This is a genomic window from Pseudomonas sp. FW215-R2 (assembly GCF_058789255.1).
Genome location: NZ_JBYTBO010000028.1, coordinates 30,642 through 50,608, shown reverse-complemented (window position 1 = coordinate 50,608; position 19,967 = coordinate 30,642). Strand labels below are relative to the sequence as shown.

Here is a 19,967-nt window from a genome sequence, read left to right as displayed (position 1 = left end):
AAGCCATGGCGATCAAACAACTGATAAAACGCACCAGTGGCTGGCTCTATCTCAACTCGTCCGTGGGGCGAAACCAGTTGCACGGCGCCGGGGTGATCCTGATGTTGCACCGGGTGTTGTCCAACGACCGCGCCGCCGACCTGCCGCATCGCAACGAACTGTGCGTCGGGCCGAAAGCCTTCGAGCATCTGCTGGTGTGGCTGCGCAAGCATTTCGATTGCGTGCCGCTGATGGAAATCCTCCAGCCCAACGCCCTGCGCAGCGAACGCCCGCAAGTGGCGCTGACCTTCGATGACGGCTGGCGCGACAACGCCGCCAACGCCTTCCCGCTGCTGCAGAAACATCAGGTGCCGGCGAGCATTTTCCTCTCCACCGACTTCATCGGCAGCCGCCAGCGCTTCTGGTGGGAAAGCATCGGAGAAACCCTGTGGGGCAGCCACGGTGAAAAACCGCGCATGCACCTGATCGACTGCTTACAGGCGATTCACCACCCGCTGCCGGTGCTGATGGACGACATCGATGTGGATCGTCGCAGCCTGACGTTGTTGCACTATCTGCAAGGTTTGAAAAACTCTGACCCTTTGATGCTCGAACGCCTGACCGACGAATGCCCGCCAGAGTCGCAGCCCCAGGCGCTGGACTGGCATCAGGTGCGGGCGATGGAAGCTTCGGGGCTGGTGCGTTTCGGTCCTCACGGCGCCAGTCACACGATCCTGACCCAACTCGACGACGTGCGCCTGAGCGAAGAAATCAGTCGCAGCCGCGATGCCCTGCACAATGGCTGCAACCGGCCACTGCCGGTGTACTGCTACCCCAACGGCGACAACGACGCACGGGTGCGCGAACAGATTGCCAACCACGATTATCCGTTCGCCCTCGGCACCGGCACCGGGATCTATCGCGGCGCGGGTGATCCGCTGAATCTGCCGCGCTTCGGGGTCAGCCAGCGCACCGCACGCAACCCGGAACTGCTGTCGTGGCGGATCTTTCGCGGGGCGCGACCATGAGTCGAAGCAATTACCTCAAGCACCTGGCGCTGAGCATGGGCACCAAGCTGGCGATGATTGCCCTGCGCCTGCTGAGGAATGTGTTGCTGGCGCGGATCCTCGGCCCCAGTGAGCGCGGGCTGTTCGCGCTGCTCAGTACCCTGCCCGACCTGATCAGCGCGGCCACCAGTGGCGGCTTGAATTCTGCGGTCGGCTATCAGGCCGCCAAGCAGCGGCCGATGGGTTTGTTGCTCGCGCAAGTACTGGTGTTTGGCTGCTTGCTGGCGGGTCTGTTGACCTTGCTGGTGGTGGCGCTGGTGCGCGAGTTCGGCAGTGAACTGGACGTGACCGTGCAACTCGGCCTGCTGGCCTGGCTGTTGCTGCTGGCCGTGCCGTTGACCGTGCTCAAGAGCGGCCTGCTGACGTTGCACAATGCGTCCGGCGGCGTGGTCGCGTTCAATGCCTTGCGTCTGGTGGAATCCCTGGCGCCGCTGTTGCTGTTTCTCGCGCTGTTCTGGATGTGGAAGGAAGCGGCACTGGAAGCCGCGCTGATCAGTTGGCTGGCCGGGATCAGCCTGGTGGTGCTGGCCGGTTGGGTCTGGCTCAAGCGCGCACAGCCGTTGCAGCTGCAATGGGATCGCGCCAGCCAGAACGAACTGCTGCGCTACAGCGCCCGCAGCCATCCGGACCTGTTGTTCCAGCAAGTGATCCTGCGTTCCGATTACCTGTTCATCGGCGCCCTGCTCGGCAGTACCGCACTCGGTCATTACGCGATGGCCAGCGCCGCCGCCGAACTGCTGCTGATCGTCCCGGAAGCGGTGACTACCCCGCTGATGAAACGCCTGCTGCAACAGGACGAAGGCATGGACAAAGTCACCCCGCTGGCGCTGCGCCTGACGGCGACGGTGATGCTCGGCGCCTGCCTGACCATGGCGGTGATCGGCGAATGGCTGATCGTCACGTTGTTCGGCGTCGCCTACCAACCGGCGTATCCGGCGCTGCTGGCGTTGCTGCCGGGCCTGTTGGGCCTGTGCTACGCGAGCATTCTGCGGCTCGACCTGCTGGGCAAGAATCGTCCCGGCACCGTGTCGTTGCTGATGGGCCTCGGTGCCCTGCTCAACCTGGCCCTGAACCTGGTGATGATCCCGGCCTACGGTATCGTCGGCGCGGCAGCGGCATCGTCGATTGCCTACCTGGCGGTGACCGTGGCGATGCTGGTGTTGTACTGCCGGTTGAGCGGCGTGCCGTTCTGGCAAACCTTGATCATCCTGCCCGCTGACATCACGCCGATGTGGCTGATGTTGCAGCGTCGGAAGGCGGCATGAAACGCCTGGCCCTGCTGCTCGGACTCGGTCTGTCGCTGGACGCCTTCGCGGCGTCGATGCGCTGGGGCGACATTCGCGACGGCAGCCTGTACCTGCAAGCGGATCGCCCCGACACCGTGACCGTGCGCTGGGCGCCGGCGTGGCAGGCGGACGCCAACGAAGAGCACCTGTACCTGCTCGACGGCCAGGGCCAATTGCAGGGCGACCGCTTCATCAAGGCCAGCGAAACCCGTGGCAGCCAGAGCTGGCCGTTGGCGCCGGGCGCGGCGAGTTATCAACTGGAAATCCCCGGCTACAGTTTCCGCAATTACCGGGTCGAGCACGACGAAAACACCGTGGCGCTGTTCTCCCCGGCCAAGGTGCATTTCAGCGCTGAGACCCGCGACGGCGATGAGCTGTATTTCAGGATTGCACCGGGTGAACACGCGGTGCTCGCGGGCAAGTTCCACGGTGGCGTCAGCGCCCTGCAAGCACAGCGGGTCGGCGACGGCCAACAACTGTCGCTGGCGCTCAAACCGTATCGCGCCTATTGGCAATTCGATCAGCTCGCGCTGCCGGTCAGCGATCGCGAACAAGTCTGGCGCCTGCGTCTGCAAGGCAGCGGCAAAGCGGCGTTCTGGCTCGATGGTACGGCCAATCTGTTCGCGCAAAATCCGCAACAGCTCAAACCGCTGCGTGAAGACGATGGCCAGACCCGCCTGACCCTGCACGACAAAGTCCTCGGTCGCACGCCGGACCTGGGCATCGCCCTGCCCTACGTGATGCCGCCGCCCGCCAGTCATGCGGCGCTCGATGCGTTGAAACCGACGGCCGCCAGTTACTACAGCTTCGTCGATGTGACGGCGAAAAAGCCGCAGTTCGAAGATGCGTTTCGTCAGGTCTATCAGGACCGTTTCGGCATCCGCCAGGACATCACCCTGCTCGCCGGCAGCCAGCGCCAGGCTGATCTGCGCGCCGACGTGCAAAGCAACAACGGCCTCGACGCCTGGCTCGCGAGCACGCGACTGCTTGGCGGCAAAGGCACGCACTACATCGGCTTTGCCGACGAGCCCAATCTCAACTATTCAAGCTACGAGCAGTACCGTTCGATCTTCACCAGCATGGCCCGCCAGGTGCGCAGCGATCCGGCCAATGCCAGGGCCGGTGTGCGCATCGCGATGCCGGCCAGTTCGCGACTGGTCAACGGCCCGTTCGCCGACAACGCGGCGAGCAAACGCGGTATCGACTGGGCCCGACGCCTGCTGGGCGAATCCGCTGATCAGGTCGATGCGCTGGCCTGGCACGAATGGATGATCCGCGACCTGCTCGCCACCCGCGTCTACCGCGACAGTGTGCGCCGGGCCGCCGATCTGGTCGGCCTCGATGCCAAGGGTCAGCCACGCAAGGCCTTGCTGCTGGATCAGACCAATCTCTCCAGCGGCTCAAGCCTGAGCCCCTACGATCAGGAAACCCATTACACCTCGCTGTGGTGGGCCTCGGTGGTGATCAACGCTTCCCAGGACGGCTTGCTGACGATGCTCAACTGGTTCCAGGCCGCCGATGAACCGGAATACCCAAAAGGCATGTTGCGCGTCTCGGCGGATGAACAACACTTCGAACTGAAACCGGTGGGCCTGGCCCAGCAGTTCATCCAGCAGCACTGGCTGCACAACGTGTTGTGGCTGGAAAACGATGCATTCGAAGTCGATGTGCTGGCGATGGCCGGCGATGATCAGCGCGGGTTGCTAGGCGTCAACAAAGGCACGCGGTTGCAGCGTGTCGATCTGGCGGGGGCCAAGTGCCCGTTGAACAACGGCGCCTTGCGCTACTTCGGCGCCGACAACCGCAGCCGCGACGCGCCCTTCCGCTGCCAGGACGGTCGTGTGCGTTTCGAGCTGCCGGGGCAAACCCTGTTTTCTCTGAGCTGGAACGCTTGATGAACCGTCCGTTGATGTTCCGCCGCGCAGGCCTGTGCCGCGCGATGACTCGTCATCAGGAGCAACGACCATGAGCATTCTGCAAAAAATCAGCGAGCAAATTAAACAGAAAGGCCTGCGTGCCACGTTGGCCAAGGTGTGGAAGCACTATTTCTTTTCCCATCAGGAACTGTTGTGGATGGAGCGCGACCTGGTCAGCCCGGTGCCGCCCCACAGCCTCAAGCCTTACCCGCCGCTGCGGGTGGTGAAGATCACGCCGGACAACGCCGGTGCCTTCGCCCGTTACTTCGGCGACCGCGTCGGGACCATGGCGGAGCTGGCCAACGAAGGTCACACCGGGCACATGCACCTCGACGATCACGGCGATGCGGTGGCCTTCATCTGGGGCAGCGCCCGGGACTATTTCGACCGCCATTACTACGGCTGCCTGTTCCCGGTGAAACCCGGTGAGTTCTTCGAATTCGGCGGCGAACTGACCCGTTCCTATTGGGGCACCGAACTGTCGGTGGACCTGCAACTGGAACTGTGGAAAGCCATGGCCGCCCAGGGCTGCGACAAAGTGGTGGACGTCTGCGAGTTCCACAACATCCCGGCGCTCAAGCTGCACCTGCGCATGGGCTACACCGAACAGGGCCGGATCATGAACGTGTACACCCTGTTCGCCCGCTGGCGTTTCTACCGCGAAACCCGCTACAGCGGCTCGCGTCTGGATGCGCTGCGCAAACCTTCCCGTCCCTCCGTCACAGCAACGGCGACCTGAGCCTATGGCGCGATTCGAATGGCGCACTTCGTTGTGCGCACCTGACTTCCCGGCAGCAGCCTATGAAGCGCTGCGCCTGCGGGTGACGGATCACACGCCGTTCAACAGCCTCGGCTGGTTGATCGCGGCAGAGCAGACACTCGACGCGAGTGAGCATCTGCACATTCTGCTGGGCTGGGAGGCGGACAAATTGCGCCTGTGCCTGCCGTTGGTGGCGAGTCGTGAACGCTTTGCCGGGATACCGTTTGGCGTGGTGCATCACCTCGGTTATCCGCTGGCGGATCGCCTGGCGCTGCTGTCCGTGCTTGAGGCCGACAGCCTGCGTCAGGCGTTGTTGCTCATTCGCCAGCGCATCCCCCACGCGTTGCTGCAGCTCAACGAACTGTCTGAGCCGGCGGGTGAAGAAAGCGTCCTCACCGAATGGATGGCACGCAGTTCGACTGGCGAGCGGCGCTTGAGCTGTCGGGTGCCGGTGCACCTGATCAGCGACGCCGATCTTCAGGAAGTCTCCGGTGATCCGCGCTACAAACTGCGCCGTGCGCGCAAACGGATTGCTGCGTGCGGTGCTGTCGTGCGGCGAATCATTCCCGATGCCGTGACCATGGGCCCGCTGTTGCAGGCCATCAGCGAAGTCGAAGCGGTGAGCTGGAAAGGCGACGAAGGCGTCGGCATCTTCGCCAGCGAACGCAGCCGCCGCTGCATCGAAAGCGCCTTCACCGCCCTCGCCGCACAGGGTTTGGTGCGGGTGGTCACGCTGGAGCTGGACGGGCGCTGCATCAGCTACCGACTCGGTTTGCTCGAACAGGGCCGGCTCTACGATTACAACCTCGCCTTCCTGCCGCAGTACGCCGATCTGGGCAGCGGTCGGGTGTTGCTGGAGGAATGGATTCGCTGGGGCCTGGACGATCACTGGCGCTGGATCGATGCCTCGCGGGTCAGCCTGGAAAACTCCAGTCACCAACTGCACGAACGCATGACCGGGCAACTGGAACACTGGCGCTGGAGCTTCTACTCCTGGCGCCCGAGCGGTCTGTTGCTGGGGCTTGGGCTGCGTGTCTGGCAGCGGCTCAAACCGAAACTGCAGCAGTGGCGAGCACGTCGGCAAACGGCGATCGCCCAACCCGTCGGCAAACCCGCCGCCATCACCACGGAGGGCGAACATGCCTCGCCAAGTCATAGTCAACGCTGACGATTTCGGCCTGACCCCGAACGAAAACGCGGTGATCTTCAGCGCCTTCCAGGCCGGGGTCATCAGTTCCGCCACGGCCATGGCCAACATGCCGGCGTTCGAAGCCGCCTGCGCGATGGCCCGCCATCACTTGCTGGAGGGGCGGATCGGCCTGCATTTCAACCTGACGTATGGCCGGCCGCTGAGCCAGGCGATTCTCGCTCGCCCCACCTTCTGCGACAGCCAGGGTGTGTTCGACCTCAACCTGACGCGGTACAGCCTGTGGCTCGGTCGAGCGGATCGCGAAGCGGTGCAGGAGGAATTGCAGGCGCAGTGGCAACGTTGTGTCGATCATGGCGTGCGCCCGAGCCACATCGATTCCCATCAGCACGTGCACAACATCTGGCCGATCGGCGAGATCGTCGCGCGCTTCGCCGCCCACCAGGGCGTACCGGTGCGACTGGCACGTAACCTGGGGCAAAACCTCAGCCTGCCCAAACGCCTATTCAAAGGCTTGCTCAACCGTCGTTTGCAAGGGCTGGCCGGTGCGACGGCGGACTACGTCTGCACCCCGATCGACCTGCGCAACGAGCCCGCGCCGACCGACGGTGTGCTGGAAATCGTCGCGCATCCGAATCAGCTCGGGGCTGATTTCGGTGATGCCTATCTGCAACCTGGAGAGTCCCTGAGCCGCGTGTTAGAGCAGCGGCTGGCGGGCGTTCCACGGGCCTCCTATGCCGACCTGAACAAGGATTTTCTGCACGGTGCCGCGGCACTCGATTGAGTTACACAACTTGCAATACTTTCGAAGATGGCACTTCGAAATGAACTTGCAGGCTTGATCTATACCCACCAGAGCGACATCCAAAAACACCCGGGCTGCGGCCACGGAGGGCATATGAGCGTCATTGAAAAGCTGCGCGAACGCATCAAGCAAAAAGGCCTGGGCCGCACCTTCGGCACCTTGTGGAAACGCTACGTGTTCTTCCATTGGGAACTGCTGTGGATGGAGCGCGACCTGATCAGCCCGGTGCCGCCGCACAAGCTGCGCCCTTACGAAGGCCTGCGCAAAGTCGACATCACGCCGCACAACACCGGTGCCTTCGCCAAACACTTCGGTGACCGCGTGCAGACCATGGCCGAACTCGCAGCCGAAGGTCACACCGGGCACATGTACCTCGACGCAGACGACCACGCAGTGGGCTTCATCTGGGGCAGTATCCGCAACTACCACGACCGCCATTACTACGGCTGCGAATTCCCGGTCAAACCCGGCGAGTTCTTCGAATTCGGCGGCGAAATGACCCGCGCCTACTTCGGCAGCAGCCTGTCGGTGGACGTGCAAGTCACCCTCTGGCAAGCCATGGCCGCCCAGGGTTGCCACAAGGTGGTGGACGTCTGCGAAACCCACAACATCCCGGCGCTGAAGCTGCACATCCGCATGGGCTATCACGAACAGGGCCGCGTCACCCACGTCTACGGCCTGTTTGGAAAATGGCGGTTCTTCCGCGAGACGCGGTACGAAGGTTCACGGCTGGAACCGCTGCGCAAACCGGGACGGCCAGTGGTGACGGCGGCTGCGCAGGCTTGACAGCTTTTTCCTGCGATCTGTAGGAGCTACGCCAGCGTAAGCTCCTACAAAACCAGTTCCTGCTTGCCTACAGACACTGACGACACATCCAAGTCTGATAAACGAACTGACTGACTGCTCGACCGTATCCAATTGGATACAGTCGAGCCATGAACTATTTCATACAACAAACAGCAGTTTTCATGGCATGGCACACCTCGATTCGTGATGTGCGAGCCAAGGTTGCTATTGCCCGTCGCATTGATCGTGCGTCAGCAGGTAATCTAGGCGACATCAAACCGGTAGGTGACGGTGTATCGGAAATGCGCGTTGATGTCGGTGCCGGGTATCGGGTCTACTTTACGATGCGTAGTGGTGTTGTCATTGTCCTGCTGGCTGGTGGGGACAAATCATCACAAAGTGCGGACATCAGACGTGCAAAAAAAATGGCAAAGGAGGTTTAACCATGAGCCAGACTTTGACAACTTTTGATATGGCAGCATTGCTGGACAGCGATGAAGCCATCAGCGAATACCTTTCCCAAGTGCTGGCCGACGGTGACAACGAGGAGTTTCTTCGTGCAATCGGCTATGTGGTCAAGGCACGCGGCATGACTCAAATAGCCAAGGACTCGGGAATGGGTCGCGAAAGCTTGTACAAAGCTTTCGCGCCGGGAGCCAAACCCCGCTTTGACACTGTGCTCAGAGTTATTCATGCACTTGGCATCGATCTCTGTGCTCAACCAGGGCATGTGCTGAATCATTCAACTTCCTGAGAGTTACGCTACTCGCCCTTCACAGTCACCAACGTAAAACACATCGGCATCTGCGCCTCGCGGTTCAGGTACTGGTCATACGCCTCTTCCCGGTTCGAATGCGGGTATTCCTTGAAATGCGCGATGTTCAGCCCCGCTTCGAGGGCGGCGGTGAAGATGGCGCCGAGGTTGTGCACGAACCAGTACGACGGCGCGGCCTGTTGTTCGACCTTGCCGACGTAGACAATCGGTTCCTCTTGCACGAACGGTTCTTCGCGGAAATACGAGGTCGCGAGGCGGAACGGATCCTCGGCGTCAGGATCGACCATTTCCAGGAACGGGTGGGTTTCGTAGATCACCAGTTGCCCGCCCGGTTTGAGGGTCGAGGCGACATGGCGGAAAAACTCGCCGATGTCGGGCATCCAGTTGAGGACGCCGATGGTGATCAGCGCCACGTCGAAGCGACCGCGCAGTGATTCGGGCAGGTGATGAATATCGGTTTCGACGAATTCGGCCTTGTGCGGCGAGCGGCTGTTGAGCTCCCGGGCCTGTTCGAGAAACGCCGCCGACTGATCGACCCCGACGACACTTCGCGCACCCAGCGCGAACAGCGAGAGGCTCTCGCGGCCATTGTTGCAACCCAGTTGCACGACGTCTTTGCCATCGACCCCGACCTGCTCTAGCAATCCGCGCAGGGTGTCGTCGAGGCAGGAGAAATCAGCCTGGGCGACCTCGGTCAACAAGGCCTGCCACTCGGGCGATTCCTGATGATGACGGGCTGAATCGTTCCACGCCTGACGATTGCTTTCGATGGCGTTCTTGTTGTTTGGCACTTCCATGGCGCACTCCGGACGATGCTCTTGATTGAGCGGCCCGAGTCTAGTTGAGCCTGCCGATCCAGGTTGTTGCGAACTTGTAAGCCAACGGGCGGCTATAGTTAATAGCCTTGGGGAAAACCGCTTCCACAGGTGCCGCCATGCAAACGTTCAACCGGCTGCTGTTATCCGCCTGTCTGCTCGCCGCCGCACAGGCGCAAGCCCTCGACAGCAATTTCAATTACTACGGGCCGAACCAGCCCTTCGCCCACCCGGCGCCGCCGTCGCTGAATGCCCAGCCGCCACGGCCGTTCGATGACACCACGCCGCAGGATTTCGTGGTGATCCCCGATCGCCACGACTTCCACGACTCACAACTGCCGACCGTGGCCGATGCGACGGTGCGGGTGTTTATCCGCACGTACGATGCCGAGCGCGGCATCTACGTCAATGACGAGGTGCTGGACCCGACGTGCCTGCTGGAGTGCCTGAGCCCGCCGAACCCTCGGAGTAACGCGGTCTACCACTGACGTTTGTCCGGGCGTGCCAGGCCGAGCTTCTCGATGCGGTAACGCAGCATGTCGCGGCTCAGGCCCAGCAAGCGGGCGGACTTGGTGACGTTCCAGTCGGTCTTGTCGAGCATCTTGCGCACCATGTCGCGCTCGACCTCCGGCAGGTTCATCGACTCGGTGTTGCTCGCCGGGCGCGGTTCGAAGTGCGGCACCTCGTGATGCTGATGCAGCGGCGGCTCGTCGACCAGGCTCATGCACACGTTCAACTGGTGCGCGGCGATGATGTCGTTCGGCGCCAGCAGCACGGTCTGTTCGAGCATGTTGCGCAGTTCGCGCACGTTGCCCGGCCAGGTGTAATTGAGCAGCAGCTCTTCGGCCTGCTGGCTGAAGTGCAGATTCGGTTTGCCATAGCGCTTGCCGTGGCTGGCGAGAAAATGTCGGGCCAACAGCAACGCGTCGTCGCCCCGGGCATACAGGCGCGGCACCTTGATCGAGATGATCCGCAGGCGGAAGAACAGGTCACGGCGGAACTTGCCCTGCTGCACCATCTGTTCAAGGTTGCAGTTGGTGGCGCTGATCACCCGCAGGTTGACCTTGCGCTCCTTCACCGAGCCGACCCGGCGGATGGTGCGATCTTCCAGCAACTTCAGCAGTTTGGCCTGCAGCACCAGATCCATTTCGCCGATTTCGTCGAGAAACAGCGTGCCGCCGTCAGCCGCTTCCACCAGCCCGACGCGACGATCCTTGGCATCGGTGAACGCGCCCTTCTCGTGACCGAACAGCTCCGATTCCACCAGGTTGGCGGGGATCGACGCGCAGTTGAATTCAATGAACGGGCCTTTGCTGCGCGCGCCGTCGAAATGCAGCGCACGCGCCACCAGTTCCTTGCCGGTCCCGGTCTCGCCTTCCACCAGCACCGGCGGCAGATCGCCGTTGGTCATGCGGCGTTCGGCTTCGAGCAACTGGCCGATGGTGTTTTTCAAATGCTGCATCGGCGCCGATTCACCGATCAGCGCCTGCACCCCGGATTTCTGCGCCTCGCGCTCCTGATAGAACGACAGCGTGCGCTCCATCCGCTCGGTGGCCAGAGCCTTGTCCAGCAGCAACTTGAGCTCCGGCAACGCGACCGGTTTGGTGACGTAATGAAAGGCGCCCTCCTTCATCGCGACCACCGCATCTTCGACATTGCCGTAACCGGTCATCATGATCACTTTCAGATCCGGCGCGCTGATGCGCAGCTTCTGGATCAGATCGTGACCGCTCATGCCCGGCAGCGAGTTGTCGGTCAGCACGATGTCCGGCATGAAGCTTTCCAGTTGCCCCAGCGCGTCTTCAGCCGAATGGCAAACCGTCACCTCGAAGTCTTTGCGCTCCAGGTAGGTCTGAATATTGTCGGCCAACAGTTCGTCATCCTCGACCAGCAGAATGCTGTGTTCCATATTCCCCTCCCGATGCCACTTTAAAGTTGAGACTGACGCGGGTTCCTTCCTGCTCGCGGCTGGTCAGCACGACCGAGCCCTGAAAACGCTCCATGATTCTTTTGACCAGTGCCAGGCCAACCCCGAGGCCGCCCTGCTTGGTGGTGAAAAACGGTTTGAACACCAGCTGTTGCTGCTGCGCGCTCATGCCTTTGCCGGTGTCGCCCAGGGTCATGCACACCTGGCCGGCATGGGGTGTCTCAATGTCGACACTCAGCACGCCGCCCTTGGGCATCGCTTCCAGGGCGTTGGCAAACAGGCTATTGAGAATCTGCGTCAGCAGCACCCTTTGACTGACGACCGGCGGGCAGTCCTGCGGGTTGAATCGCACGTCGACCCCGCTACGCCGAATCAGCGCATCAAACGCGCCCAGGGTGTCTTCGACCGCCGCCAGCAGGTCCACCGCTTCACCGTCATCGTTCATCGGCCGCAACGACACCAGCAACTCGCGCACCCAGCGCGACATGCGGTCGACCTGACTGATGATGTCGCCGATATTGCGCTGGGCACTCTGGCTGGCCACTTCCTGGGCCAGTTCGGCGCTGGAACGGATGGTCGCCAACGGGTTGCGCAAGCTGTGAGCCACCGCCGAGGACATCTCGCCCAACGCAACAAAGGTTTCGTTGCTGATCAGTTGCTGTTGCTGGCTCTGCAGCAAGGTCGAGGCACGGCGCACGATCCAGAACAGCCCCAGATAAATCGCCGCGCCACCGAGGATCGTCGCCGCCCAGATCGAAGCAAAACCACGATCGATGCGGTCCACCAGATCCGCCGGTTCCTTGTAGATCTCGACCATGGCGATGACTTTGCTTTTGTCGGCGTTGAACATCGGGATGTAGTTCTCGATGAACAGGTATTTGGGTTCGCGGGACAGCTTCTGCTCGGGTTTCTCGTCGTCGATCTTGTGATAACTGGAAGAGACCGGCACTTTCATTTCGAACGATTCGTCCAGCTCGTCATCGTCCTCGAATTTCACGCCGATCAGCTCCGGGTTGGTCGACCAGATCACCGAGCGATCCAGGGCGTAGACCGTCGCCAGCAGGATGTCCGGCAAGTGTTCGACATGATCGAGAAATTCAGCCCGGGCCGCGCCATGGGCCACCGGATCGACGTCGGGGAAATTTTCGTCCTGACGCGGATCAAGCATTTCGCCCATGGTGCGCAGGGGTGTGATGCCGGCATGGCGCATTTCCGCATCGCCGATGGCCTGGACGAATTGCGCCGTCAGCAACGCATCGCGTTCCACGCTCTCGGTGACCACAAAACGCGTGGAGATATAGCCCAGCCCCAGCGCCACGGCGGCGATGATGAAAAAACTGGCCAGCGAGAACCAGCGCAGCAGGTTGAACTGTCCGCCCCAACTCTTGATGGCTGCTGCCGCGACATTCGGCGCAGGTGTTTTTTGTTCTTCCAGTCGTTGCATGGGGGTGCCCTGGCGTTGTATATCGAACCGGTTACAGCCACCTCACGACTGAGTGTAGGTGGCAATGACCGTGATACAGGTCTCAATGATGCTATTTAGCCGCTAGCGCATGCGACTCACCGTTTCGCTGCTGGCGGCCGGGCTTATTGGCGTCAACGCCCCGTCAGCCAAGGGCTGCGTGGTGGGGTGCTGACGCTCGGTTTCATCGCGCAGAAAGTCGATGATCGACTGCGCCGACAGCTCGTCCAGGCGCAGGTTGGGCATCGGAATCCGCTCGTATTGTTCGAACAGTTGCAGTGCGATCGGGTCCTTTTCCGCCAGTACTCGATCCGGCTCACGGATCCAGCGGTTGAGCCAGGCCGGATCGCGTTGGCGGGTCACGCCGATCAGGTCCGGGCCGATGTTGCGCATGCCGATGCCTTCGCCGTCCTGCGGGCCGAGGCTGTGACATGAAGCGCAGCGAGTGCGGAACAGTTCTTCGCCGTTGCTGGGCGGGCGAATCTCCGGCGCATTGGCGTAGCTTTCCTCGATGCTTGGCTGCTTCCAGTTCTGCAAGGTGTTGGCCAGTTGATCGGCGAGGATCCACGGGTTCTCGAACGGCGAGGCCTTCATCCAGCGCCCGGTGCTCTGGTTGCCGACGATCAGGCTCAGGTTGTGATCCTTGGTGCGGCCGTTGTCGACGCCCTCAATGAACAGCCCGAGTTTCTTGCGCAGGTCGGTGACGTCTTCGAATTCGCCGGTGAGGAATTTCCAGCCAGGGCCGACCTTGAACCGTTGCGAATAGGCCTTGAGCACTTCGGGCGTGTCGCTGAGCGGGTCGATGCTGATCGAGTAGAAAAAAATGTCCTGGCCGACCCGATCCCCCAGCAGTTTCTGCACCTGGCGCAGGCGTGCGGTTTCCAGTGGGCAGGAGTCGCTGCATGAAGTGAAGATGAAGTTGATCACCACCACTTTGTCTTTGATCAGGTCATCGAAAAAGCGCACCTGCTTGCCATCCTGATCGGTCAGCAGGGTGTTGGGGAAATAGTCGCCACCCCACGGGGTGGCGGATTCGCTGGCGCCTTCGGGCAGCGCTTGATGGGCGATGAGTACCTGACTGCCGAACAGGCAGGTGACCAGCACCAGGATCAAGTGCATGCCGAGGGCGCGGGAGCGCGGCGTTGGCTGGGTCATGTCGGCTCCCTCCCTTCTCATTTCTTCACAGTCACTTGCGGGCCGAAGCCATCGCCAGTGCGGAAGGTTGGCAGCGCGGCGGAGTTGACGTAGCGCACGCCATCCCAGCTCGGCAACGGTGTCGGCATCAATTGCAGTTGGCCAGGCTTCTCAAGGTCCCAACGCAGCAGCATCGAATTGTCCTCATGCTGGGTGTTGTGACAGTGCTCCATGTAGGTCCCGGCAAACTCGCGGAAGTTGATCGCCATTTCCACGCTGTCCAGCCCGTCGGCTTCCGAGCCGATGCGGTAGACGTCCTTGCGCGCCCATTTTTCCCACTCGGGCGGGGCCTTGCCGCCACGGCTGAGGATGATCCCTTCCTCGAAGTGCACGTGCACCGGATGGCTCCAACCCTTGCCGCCAAGCTTGATGTTCCACACTTCCAGGGTGCCGAACCCTGCGGTGCCGGCATCGGTCGGGCCGCTGGCCAATCTGGTCGAGGCGTTCAACCGGCGTGGGTCCATGTGGAAGCCGAAGCCGCCATCGGTCTTGACTGTCCACGGTGCTTCATCGGTGCCGTCGCTACGGCCGAAGGTGAAGGTCCGGTGACGGGCGTTGGCCAGCAGCGCCTTGTCGGCGGCGTTGTCGCGGTGGATCTTCAGCGGGATCATCACCATGCCTTCAGCCTTGCCCGGTTTGGCCGGTTCGTAGGCTGCCGGGTCCATGGCCAGGTCCTGCCCGGTGAAAGGCTTGACGTTGAGCTGCAAGACCTTGCCCACTGCCGGATCCCCCCTGTCCCATTGCGGGCCTTTGCTGGTCTGCTTGATCACCGCCAGGTACTTCTCGGAGAGCACATCGGACAGCGAGATCGTCTCTTTCGGGCCTTTGCCGTCGTCCTGGGCCTGGAGGTTGACGAAGAACAGCTTGTCGCCCGGTTTGATGCCGTTTTTCGAGAAGTTGACGATGATGTCGAACCGTTCGGCGATGCCCTGGGTCGGCAGGATCGCGTTGTGGTTCTGTTTGTCGCCATCGGCATCCAGATCCATCGAGCCGTCGAACGGCACGCTGTGCTCCATGATGTTGCCGTCGTTGGCGATCATGTGGAACGGCACCCGGCTGTAGGAAACGCCAGAGTTCTTCGGCCCCTGGAATTCACCGCTGGTGCCTTTGATTTCCCGTACCAGCGCGAGTTTGAAGTAGCGCGAGACCGAACCGTTGAGGATGCGGAACCGATAACTGCGGGCACGCACGTCGAGGGTCGGTTTCCACTGCCAGTTGACCAGCACCTGATCGCCGATGAAGCCATCGGTGTTGAACGGGTTGAACCACAACTGGCCTTCCTGATCCCAGGCCTTGTCGGCGAACACCAGGTTGACGTCGTAGTCGCGGTTGCCCCACGGCAAGGCGCTGCCGCTTGGGAAACGCAGGTTGACCCCGTCGTTCACCGATTCGTTGCCGCGATCCAGGGCGCTGTAGTAGTTCATCATCGCCGCGTTGCCCTTGTAGACGTTCTGCGCGGTGAAATCGAGCATGTGGTCGTGGAACCAGTGGGTGCTCATGGTTTCGCGCCAATCGCCACGGATCTTGATAGTGCCGTGGTCGCAGGTCTTCTTCGCAGGTGCAAGGTCGTTGACCCACAGGGTTTCCCCCGGTGCACACGGGAACGCCGCACGTGGATCTTCAGCCTTGGTGTTGATGCTGTCGTAACCGGCGAGCTGGATCGGCCAGCGATAGTCGTAATACTGGCCGGGGAAGAAAAATGCATTGGCATAGCCGTCGCTTTCCGCCGGTGCGTGGCCGTTGTGCTCGTGGGTGGTGATGGTGTGCAGGCCGAAACCGCGGTTGGCTGACGGATCGATCGGCAAGCCGTTGTAGTGGCGCATCATCACCGGTTGGCCGTAGCGCACCATCAGCAGTTTCGGTGGCAGCGTGCCGTCGAAGGTCCACACCGAATTGTGGTTCTGCACTGGCATCGCCGGGTGGAAACGTGCATCGACGCCCTTGGCCGTGCCGTCAGTCGCCGGCACGCCGGCGACGTTGTGGTACAGACCACCGGGGCCGAATTCGCCGACGGCATAACCGTGCATCTGCCGACTGTCACGCAGACCGCCATTCAGGCGCGCGCCGGTCTGCACGGTCTTGTAGGCGACTTGTGGGTAGAACTCGTTCCAGCGCTGGTGAGCCCAGCCTTTTCCCGGTGGCCGGCCTTCGGCGGACGAGCCGATGTGACGGTTGAGGAACAACTCGATCTGCGACTGCCACGGGTTACGGTCGACCACGTTGGAGAACTGGCTCGGGAACGGTGTCAGCCCCGGTTGACGCAAAAACGCATCCAGCGCCATGCCGGGTGGCGCACTGCGGGCAACGCTGTTCGGGTCCTGGGCCGGCGCCGGGCCGATGGCAGCGGGCGGAAAGCCCAACGGCGCGGCCGGGGTGGTCGGGTCGAGTTTTTCCGGGCCGAATTCTTCGAACAATACGATTTGCTGAGTGAACGGCTGGGCGCCGTACAACGGGCTCGGCTTGCCATTCGTGGGGTAATTGAAACTGGTCTGCACGGTGGGCGGCAGGATGTTTTCCGAACGCGTGGTGTTGCGCGTGCCTTTCACCCCGTCAGGCAGATCGAAGGAATCTTCGTTGGCCTCGGGCATGGTCAGGATGGCGTTGAGTGCCGCCGGCTCATCGGCCGGCTCGTCGTAGTACGCCGACGGGTCGGAGGCTTCCGGCTGGTTCTCGTCATCGATCGGGCTCGCTCGAACCCCCGCCATGGTGCCGAGGGTCAATGCCAGAAAGACGCTTAACGGCGTCAGCAGGAATAACTTGTTGGGGTAACGCGTTGCTCTGTCCATCACCAGCCGCCTCATCTAAGGAAGGGGTGATGGTGTTTTGCAATTACCTCGCCAAAGTATTAATCCCCGTTGAAACAAGCCGTTACAGACGCTGTTGGATTCCCCACTCCCCGGTGACCGGGGCCTGACACCCGCTCCTGGGGGAAGTTCACCCCAATTTACTGGATGAGCTGAAACGCCAGACGAACGGTGGTGCCCTCGCCTTCGCGACTGTCCAGGGTCACGCCGCCGCCGAAGCGCTCCATGATCCGTTTGACCAGCACCAGCCCTACGCCGAGCCCACCCTGCTTGGTGGTGAAAAACGGCCGGAACGCCATGCTGCGCTGTTCCTCGTTCATGCCTTTGCCGGTGTCACTGAGCATGACGCTGACACCTCGGCTGTCCGTTGGCTCAAGCGTAATGGTCAGCGTGCCGCCCTTGTCCATCGCCTCCAGTGCGTTAGCCAACAGGCTGTTGAGGATTTGCGTGAGTTGCACCGGTTGGCTCAGCACCATCGGCGTTTGTTGCGGATGAAACACCACGTTTACCGCGTTTTTGGCGATCTGCTGTTCGAACGCGACCAGGCTTTCATGCAGCGCCGCCACCAGGTTCACCGGTTCCGGTTCGTCGTTGAGCGGTCGCAGCGACTGCAGCAGTTCGCGCACCCACTTCGACATGCGATCGACCTGGCCAATGATGTCCTTGATGTTCTTCTGTGCCGGCCCCGCGTCGAATTCCAGGGCCAGTTCGGCGCTGGAGCGGATGGTCGCCAACGGGTTGCGCAAACTGTGCGCCACCGCCGAGGACATCTCGCCCAGCGCAACAAAGGTTTCGTTGGCGATCAGTTGCTTTTGTTGGACCGCCAACAGGATCGCCGCCCGACGCACGATCCAGTACAGCCCCAGATAAATCAGCCCGCCGCCCAGCGCCGTGGCCAGCCAGATCAGGGTCAGACCGCGCTCCATGCGGGCGATCAGGTCTTTGGGTTCCTTGTAGATCTCGACCATCGCCGTGACGTTCTTGCCATCGGCGTCGAACAAAGGAATGTAGTTCTCGATGAAGATGTATTCCGGCGGCACCACGAACTTCTGCTCTTCACGGCCCTTGTCGACGTCGTGGTAACTGGCCGAGACCGGAATCTTTTCATTGAACGCCCGGTCGAGGTCTTCATCGGCGTGAATCCGCGTACCGGTCAGCGCCGGGTTGGTCGACCAGATCACCAGACGATCCGGCGCATAAATGTTGGCGAGAATCACGTCCGGCAAGTGGGCAATGTGATCGAGAAACTCGCCTCGGGCATTGGCCCGGGCCGCTGGGTCTACGTCGGGAAAATCGTTGTCCTGGCGTGGGTCGAGCAACTCGCCCATGGTGCGGATATTGGGGATCGAGACGTGACGCACTTCCGCCGACGCGATGGCCTGAATGAACTGCGCGGTCAGCAAGGCATCGCGCTGTACGCTTTCCTCGATCACGAATCGCGTAGACACCGTCCCGAGCGCCACGGCCACCGTGCCGATCACCGCCATGCTGATCAATGAAAACCAGCGCAGCAGATTGAACGGCTGCTTGCGCGAGCCCAGCCGCAGGCTGCTCTCCTCGACCGGTAGCGATTTTGACTGCATGTTCATGGCGGCGACTTCCCGATACGTCCCTATAGGGTTATAGCCCACCGTTGGGTGATTGCCCGGATGCGGGGGGTGAACGGCCCCACGATCATCGATCTGCAAATCCGCTCTGCCGACTGAGCCCCACAATCCCCAATCCTGGGGACTGTCGCCCGATGCCCGCGCTGCAAAAAATCCCCACCCTCACTTGCCAACCCTTGCGCCACGGGCTTCTCCCGACCGTTACGGGGTCGTTGGTATGGAAGTTGTAAAGCCCCTCTGCAACTGACCCACCCCCAAGGGGCAGGCACTTCGATAGAGGGATTAACTCATGCACCCTTTACTGTCCAAAACCGCGACCGTCCTGGTCGTGAGCGCCTTGGCCCAGGGCATTGCCCAGGCCGCTCTGTTCGCCGTCGATCCCGGACCCTATGCCCCGGCGACCGGCGGATTTGCCAGTTGGTATCAGGACACCCACGGTCGTACGCTGGACCTGTGCCTGTCCAAAGCGCTCAGCTCACGCGTGCCAAGCACGCCCGGCGCCCCTTCGTACATGTGCTCGCTGATTCCGACCCCCGGTGTGTTCGACGACGCCCAGCCGATCGTCTTCCCGAGCAACTTTCCCGACGAAGCGTTCTGGTTCACCGCCGACGGCACCGTGGTCGATGCGGCCCGGGGCATCAACCTGTCCTACGGCTCGGCCATCGAAGCGGCGTTCAGCGGCGGTGATCCGGTGGAAGGCGACCAGATCAGCTTCGCCCGCATCCGCATCCGGGTCGATGTACCCACCGCCGGAACCTACGTGATCACTCACCCGTACGGCGTCGAAGTGTTCACCGTCGATACCCCCGGTCGCCGCGCGATCAACATGACCCGCGACATCGGCATCGGCAGTCCGAAAACCTACGACGGCGCGCTCAAGGGTGACGTCGGGCCGTTCCTGCGCAGCGTCAACGGGCCGTACACCGAGACCAATCCGGCGGGCGGTGCCGAACAATTCATCGGCGATCCGAACCTTGAAGAAGCGGTGACCGGAAGTCCTTTCAACACCAACTTCATCCGCATTGAAGGCCCCGGCGGCATCGATCTGCGCACCACGGTGTTTGCCGTCTCCGGCAAGTTGTCGACGGTGGTTCGGCCAACACCGCTGATCACCGAACGCAGCACCTACTCGCGCAAACCCGGCGACAGCGCCCCGGTCGCCCAACAAGACGTATTCGTCAAAGCCCCGCCTGCTCCGGCCACCGTCGCCGTCACCAGCAGCACGCCGGTGCTCAACCTCAAAGAGGCCGACAGCACCGGCAGCTGGTACGCGCAATCGCAGGTCAACCCGACCTTGCCGACCACGCTGCAAGTGACCGCCGACAACCACCTGGCCATCGCGACCAGCTCGCCGACCACCCTGCCCATGACCCTGACCGACCTGGTGGTGATCCAGCGCGCCGAGTACAGCCTGAGCTCCGGGCAACTGACGCTGGTGGCCTCGACCAGTGACGAAACCTCGCCGCCGGTACTCACCGCCACCTCCGGCAGCGGCGCCGCCATCGGTGCGCTGGGCGGTGACGGCGCAGTGAAAACCCTGACCACCGGGATCACCCCGATCCCACCGGCCAAGGTTCGGGTGACGTCGTCCAACGGCGGCAGCGATACCGAAGAAGTGGTCATCGTGCAATGAACGC

At 62.0% G+C, this 19,967-nt stretch carries 17 protein-coding genes; 11 read left to right on the top strand and 6 right to left on the bottom strand.

Translation table 11 applies throughout. From position 1 onward, the window contains the following. The first annotated feature begins 5 nt into the window (after nucleotides 1-5). The 9 genes from AC3WRD_RS27300 to AC3WRD_RS27260 all read left to right on the top strand — a co-directional run bounded on the left by AC3WRD_RS27300 (nucleotide 6) and on the right by AC3WRD_RS27260 (nucleotide 8,500). A complete protein-coding gene (locus AC3WRD_RS27300) occupies nucleotides 6-1,007 on the top strand; it encodes a polysaccharide deacetylase family protein (RefSeq protein WP_102622400.1) in 1,002 nt (333 codons plus the stop codon). Beyond that, nucleotides 1,004-2,311, top strand: a complete 1,308-nt coding sequence (locus AC3WRD_RS27295) for a lipopolysaccharide biosynthesis protein (protein ID WP_102622412.1) — start codon at nucleotides 1,004-1,006, stop codon at nucleotides 2,309-2,311. Before AC3WRD_RS27300 ends, AC3WRD_RS27295 begins: the two co-directional genes overlap by 4 nt. Continuing rightward, entirely contained in the window at nucleotides 2,308-4,227 is a 1,920-nt protein-coding gene (locus tag AC3WRD_RS27290; RefSeq protein ID WP_102622399.1) for a hypothetical protein, read from the top strand. The genes AC3WRD_RS27295 and AC3WRD_RS27290 overlap by 4 nt, the downstream gene beginning before the upstream one ends. A 70-nt stretch (nucleotides 4,228-4,297) precedes the next feature. Beyond that, nucleotides 4,298-4,987 carry a GNAT family N-acetyltransferase gene (locus AC3WRD_RS27285; RefSeq protein WP_102622398.1) on the top strand — a complete coding sequence of 230 codons (690 nt, stop codon included), beginning with the start codon at nucleotides 4,298-4,300 and terminating at the stop codon, nucleotides 4,985-4,987. Nucleotides 4,988-4,991: 4 nt separating this feature from the next. After that, the gene (locus tag AC3WRD_RS27280; protein ID WP_102622397.1) at nucleotides 4,992-6,176 is read left to right on the top strand and encodes a GNAT family N-acetyltransferase; all 1,185 of its coding nucleotides are present in this window, start codon (nucleotides 4,992-4,994) and stop codon (nucleotides 6,174-6,176) included. Further along, the gene (locus tag AC3WRD_RS27275; RefSeq protein WP_102622396.1) at nucleotides 6,148-6,939 is read left to right on the top strand and encodes a ChbG/HpnK family deacetylase; all 792 of its coding nucleotides are present in this window, start codon (nucleotides 6,148-6,150) and stop codon (nucleotides 6,937-6,939) included. Before AC3WRD_RS27280 ends, AC3WRD_RS27275 begins: the two co-directional genes overlap by 29 nt. A gap of 114 nt (nucleotides 6,940-7,053) precedes the next feature. Continuing rightward, the gene (locus tag AC3WRD_RS27270; protein WP_096821340.1) at nucleotides 7,054-7,746 is read left to right on the top strand and encodes a GNAT family N-acetyltransferase; all 693 of its coding nucleotides are present in this window, start codon (nucleotides 7,054-7,056) and stop codon (nucleotides 7,744-7,746) included. A gap of 149 nt (nucleotides 7,747-7,895) precedes the next feature. Further along, complete coding sequence (locus AC3WRD_RS27265; RefSeq protein ID WP_102622395.1) at nucleotides 7,896-8,189, top strand: type II toxin-antitoxin system RelE/ParE family toxin; 294 nt, start codon at nucleotides 7,896-7,898, stop codon at nucleotides 8,187-8,189. 2 nt (nucleotides 8,190-8,191) lie between these two features. Next, entirely contained in the window at nucleotides 8,192-8,500 is a 309-nt protein-coding gene (locus AC3WRD_RS27260; RefSeq protein ID WP_102622394.1) for an addiction module antidote protein, read from the top strand. An 8-nt stretch (nucleotides 8,501-8,508) separates the two neighbouring features. Here AC3WRD_RS27260 and AC3WRD_RS27255 read toward each other — a convergent pair whose 3' ends face one another. Further along, complete coding sequence (locus AC3WRD_RS27255; RefSeq protein ID WP_102622393.1) at nucleotides 8,509-9,318, bottom strand: class I SAM-dependent methyltransferase; 810 nt, start codon at nucleotides 9,316-9,318, stop codon at nucleotides 8,509-8,511. A 137-nt stretch (nucleotides 9,319-9,455) separates the two neighbouring features. On the opposite strand from AC3WRD_RS27255, the gene AC3WRD_RS27250 reads away from it, so the two are divergent. Beyond that, nucleotides 9,456-9,824: a hypothetical protein gene (locus AC3WRD_RS27250; RefSeq protein WP_102622392.1), complete on the top strand. Its 369-nt coding sequence runs from the start codon at nucleotides 9,456-9,458 to the stop codon at nucleotides 9,822-9,824. Here AC3WRD_RS27250 and AC3WRD_RS27245 read toward each other — a convergent pair. The 5 genes from AC3WRD_RS27245 to AC3WRD_RS27225 all read right to left on the bottom strand — a co-directional run bounded on the left by AC3WRD_RS27245 (nucleotide 9,815) and on the right by AC3WRD_RS27225 (nucleotide 18,312). Then, the gene (locus tag AC3WRD_RS27245) at nucleotides 9,815-11,245 is read right to left on the bottom strand and encodes a sigma-54-dependent transcriptional regulator (protein ID WP_096821337.1); all 1,431 of its coding nucleotides are present in this window, start codon (nucleotides 11,243-11,245) and stop codon (nucleotides 9,815-9,817) included. The two genes, AC3WRD_RS27250 and AC3WRD_RS27245, sit on opposite strands and share 10 nt — an antisense overlap. Next, nucleotides 11,214-12,707, bottom strand: a complete 1,494-nt coding sequence (locus tag AC3WRD_RS27240; protein WP_102622391.1) for a sensor histidine kinase — start codon at nucleotides 12,705-12,707, stop codon at nucleotides 11,214-11,216. Before AC3WRD_RS27240 ends, AC3WRD_RS27245 begins: the two co-directional genes overlap by 32 nt. Before the next feature lie 102 nt (nucleotides 12,708-12,809). Beyond that, nucleotides 12,810-13,880 (bottom strand): SCO family protein, encoded by a 1,071-nt coding sequence (locus AC3WRD_RS27235; RefSeq protein WP_102622390.1) that lies wholly within the window; start codon nucleotides 13,878-13,880, stop codon nucleotides 12,810-12,812. Nucleotides 13,881-13,897: 17 nt separating this feature from the next. After that, a complete protein-coding gene (locus tag AC3WRD_RS27230; protein ID WP_102622389.1) occupies nucleotides 13,898-16,705 on the bottom strand; it encodes a multicopper oxidase domain-containing protein in 2,808 nt (935 codons plus the stop codon). 158 nt (nucleotides 16,706-16,863) lie between these two features. Beyond that, entirely contained in the window at nucleotides 16,864-18,312 is a 1,449-nt protein-coding gene (locus AC3WRD_RS27225) for a sensor histidine kinase (RefSeq protein ID WP_096821333.1), read from the bottom strand. Nucleotides 18,313-18,619: 307 nt separating this feature from the next. Between AC3WRD_RS27225 and AC3WRD_RS27220 the strand changes: the two genes are divergently transcribed. Continuing rightward, nucleotides 18,620-19,963, top strand: coding sequence for a hypothetical protein (locus AC3WRD_RS27220; RefSeq protein ID WP_102622388.1), 1,344 nt, complete (start codon nucleotides 18,620-18,622; stop codon nucleotides 19,961-19,963). Nucleotides 19,964-19,967: the final 4 nt, after the last annotated feature.

What these genes read in the sequence shown, in the direction of transcription:
- AC3WRD_RS27225 (WP_096821333.1), bottom strand. Translation starts at nt 18,312, where the DNA reads ATGAACATGCAGTCAAAATCGCTACCGGTCGAGGAGAGCAGCCTGCGG.
- AC3WRD_RS27265 (WP_102622395.1), top strand. Translation starts at nt 7,896, where the DNA reads ATGAACTATTTCATACAACAAACAGCAGTTTTCATGGCATGGCACACC.
- AC3WRD_RS27250 (WP_102622392.1), top strand. Translation starts at nt 9,456, where the DNA reads ATGCAAACGTTCAACCGGCTGCTGTTATCCGCCTGTCTGCTCGCCGCC.
- AC3WRD_RS27300 (WP_102622400.1), top strand. Translation starts at nt 6, where the DNA reads ATGGCGATCAAACAACTGATAAAACGCACCAGTGGCTGGCTCTATCTC.
- AC3WRD_RS27270 (WP_096821340.1), top strand. Translation starts at nt 7,054, where the DNA reads ATGAGCGTCATTGAAAAGCTGCGCGAACGCATCAAGCAAAAAGGCCTG.
- AC3WRD_RS27245 (WP_096821337.1), bottom strand. Translation starts at nt 11,245, where the DNA reads ATGGAACACAGCATTCTGCTGGTCGAGGATGACGAACTGTTGGCCGAC.
- AC3WRD_RS27255 (WP_102622393.1), bottom strand. Translation starts at nt 9,318, where the DNA reads ATGGAAGTGCCAAACAACAAGAACGCCATCGAAAGCAATCGTCAGGCG.
- AC3WRD_RS27280 (WP_102622397.1), top strand. Translation starts at nt 4,992, where the DNA reads ATGGCGCGATTCGAATGGCGCACTTCGTTGTGCGCACCTGACTTCCCG.
- AC3WRD_RS27290 (WP_102622399.1), top strand. Translation starts at nt 2,308, where the DNA reads ATGAAACGCCTGGCCCTGCTGCTCGGACTCGGTCTGTCGCTGGACGCC.
- AC3WRD_RS27230 (WP_102622389.1), bottom strand. Translation starts at nt 16,705, where the DNA reads ATGGACAGAGCAACGCGTTACCCCAACAAGTTATTCCTGCTGACGCCG.
- AC3WRD_RS27275 (WP_102622396.1), top strand. Translation starts at nt 6,148, where the DNA reads ATGCCTCGCCAAGTCATAGTCAACGCTGACGATTTCGGCCTGACCCCG.
- AC3WRD_RS27295 (WP_102622412.1), top strand. Translation starts at nt 1,004, where the DNA reads ATGAGTCGAAGCAATTACCTCAAGCACCTGGCGCTGAGCATGGGCACC.
- AC3WRD_RS27240 (WP_102622391.1), bottom strand. Translation starts at nt 12,707, where the DNA reads ATGCAACGACTGGAAGAACAAAAAACACCTGCGCCGAATGTCGCGGCA.
- AC3WRD_RS27285 (WP_102622398.1), top strand. Translation starts at nt 4,298, where the DNA reads ATGAGCATTCTGCAAAAAATCAGCGAGCAAATTAAACAGAAAGGCCTG.
- AC3WRD_RS27260 (WP_102622394.1), top strand. Translation starts at nt 8,192, where the DNA reads ATGAGCCAGACTTTGACAACTTTTGATATGGCAGCATTGCTGGACAGC.
- AC3WRD_RS27220 (WP_102622388.1), top strand. Translation starts at nt 18,620, where the DNA reads ATGCACCCTTTACTGTCCAAAACCGCGACCGTCCTGGTCGTGAGCGCC.
- AC3WRD_RS27235 (WP_102622390.1), bottom strand. Translation starts at nt 13,880, where the DNA reads ATGACCCAGCCAACGCCGCGCTCCCGCGCCCTCGGCATGCACTTGATC.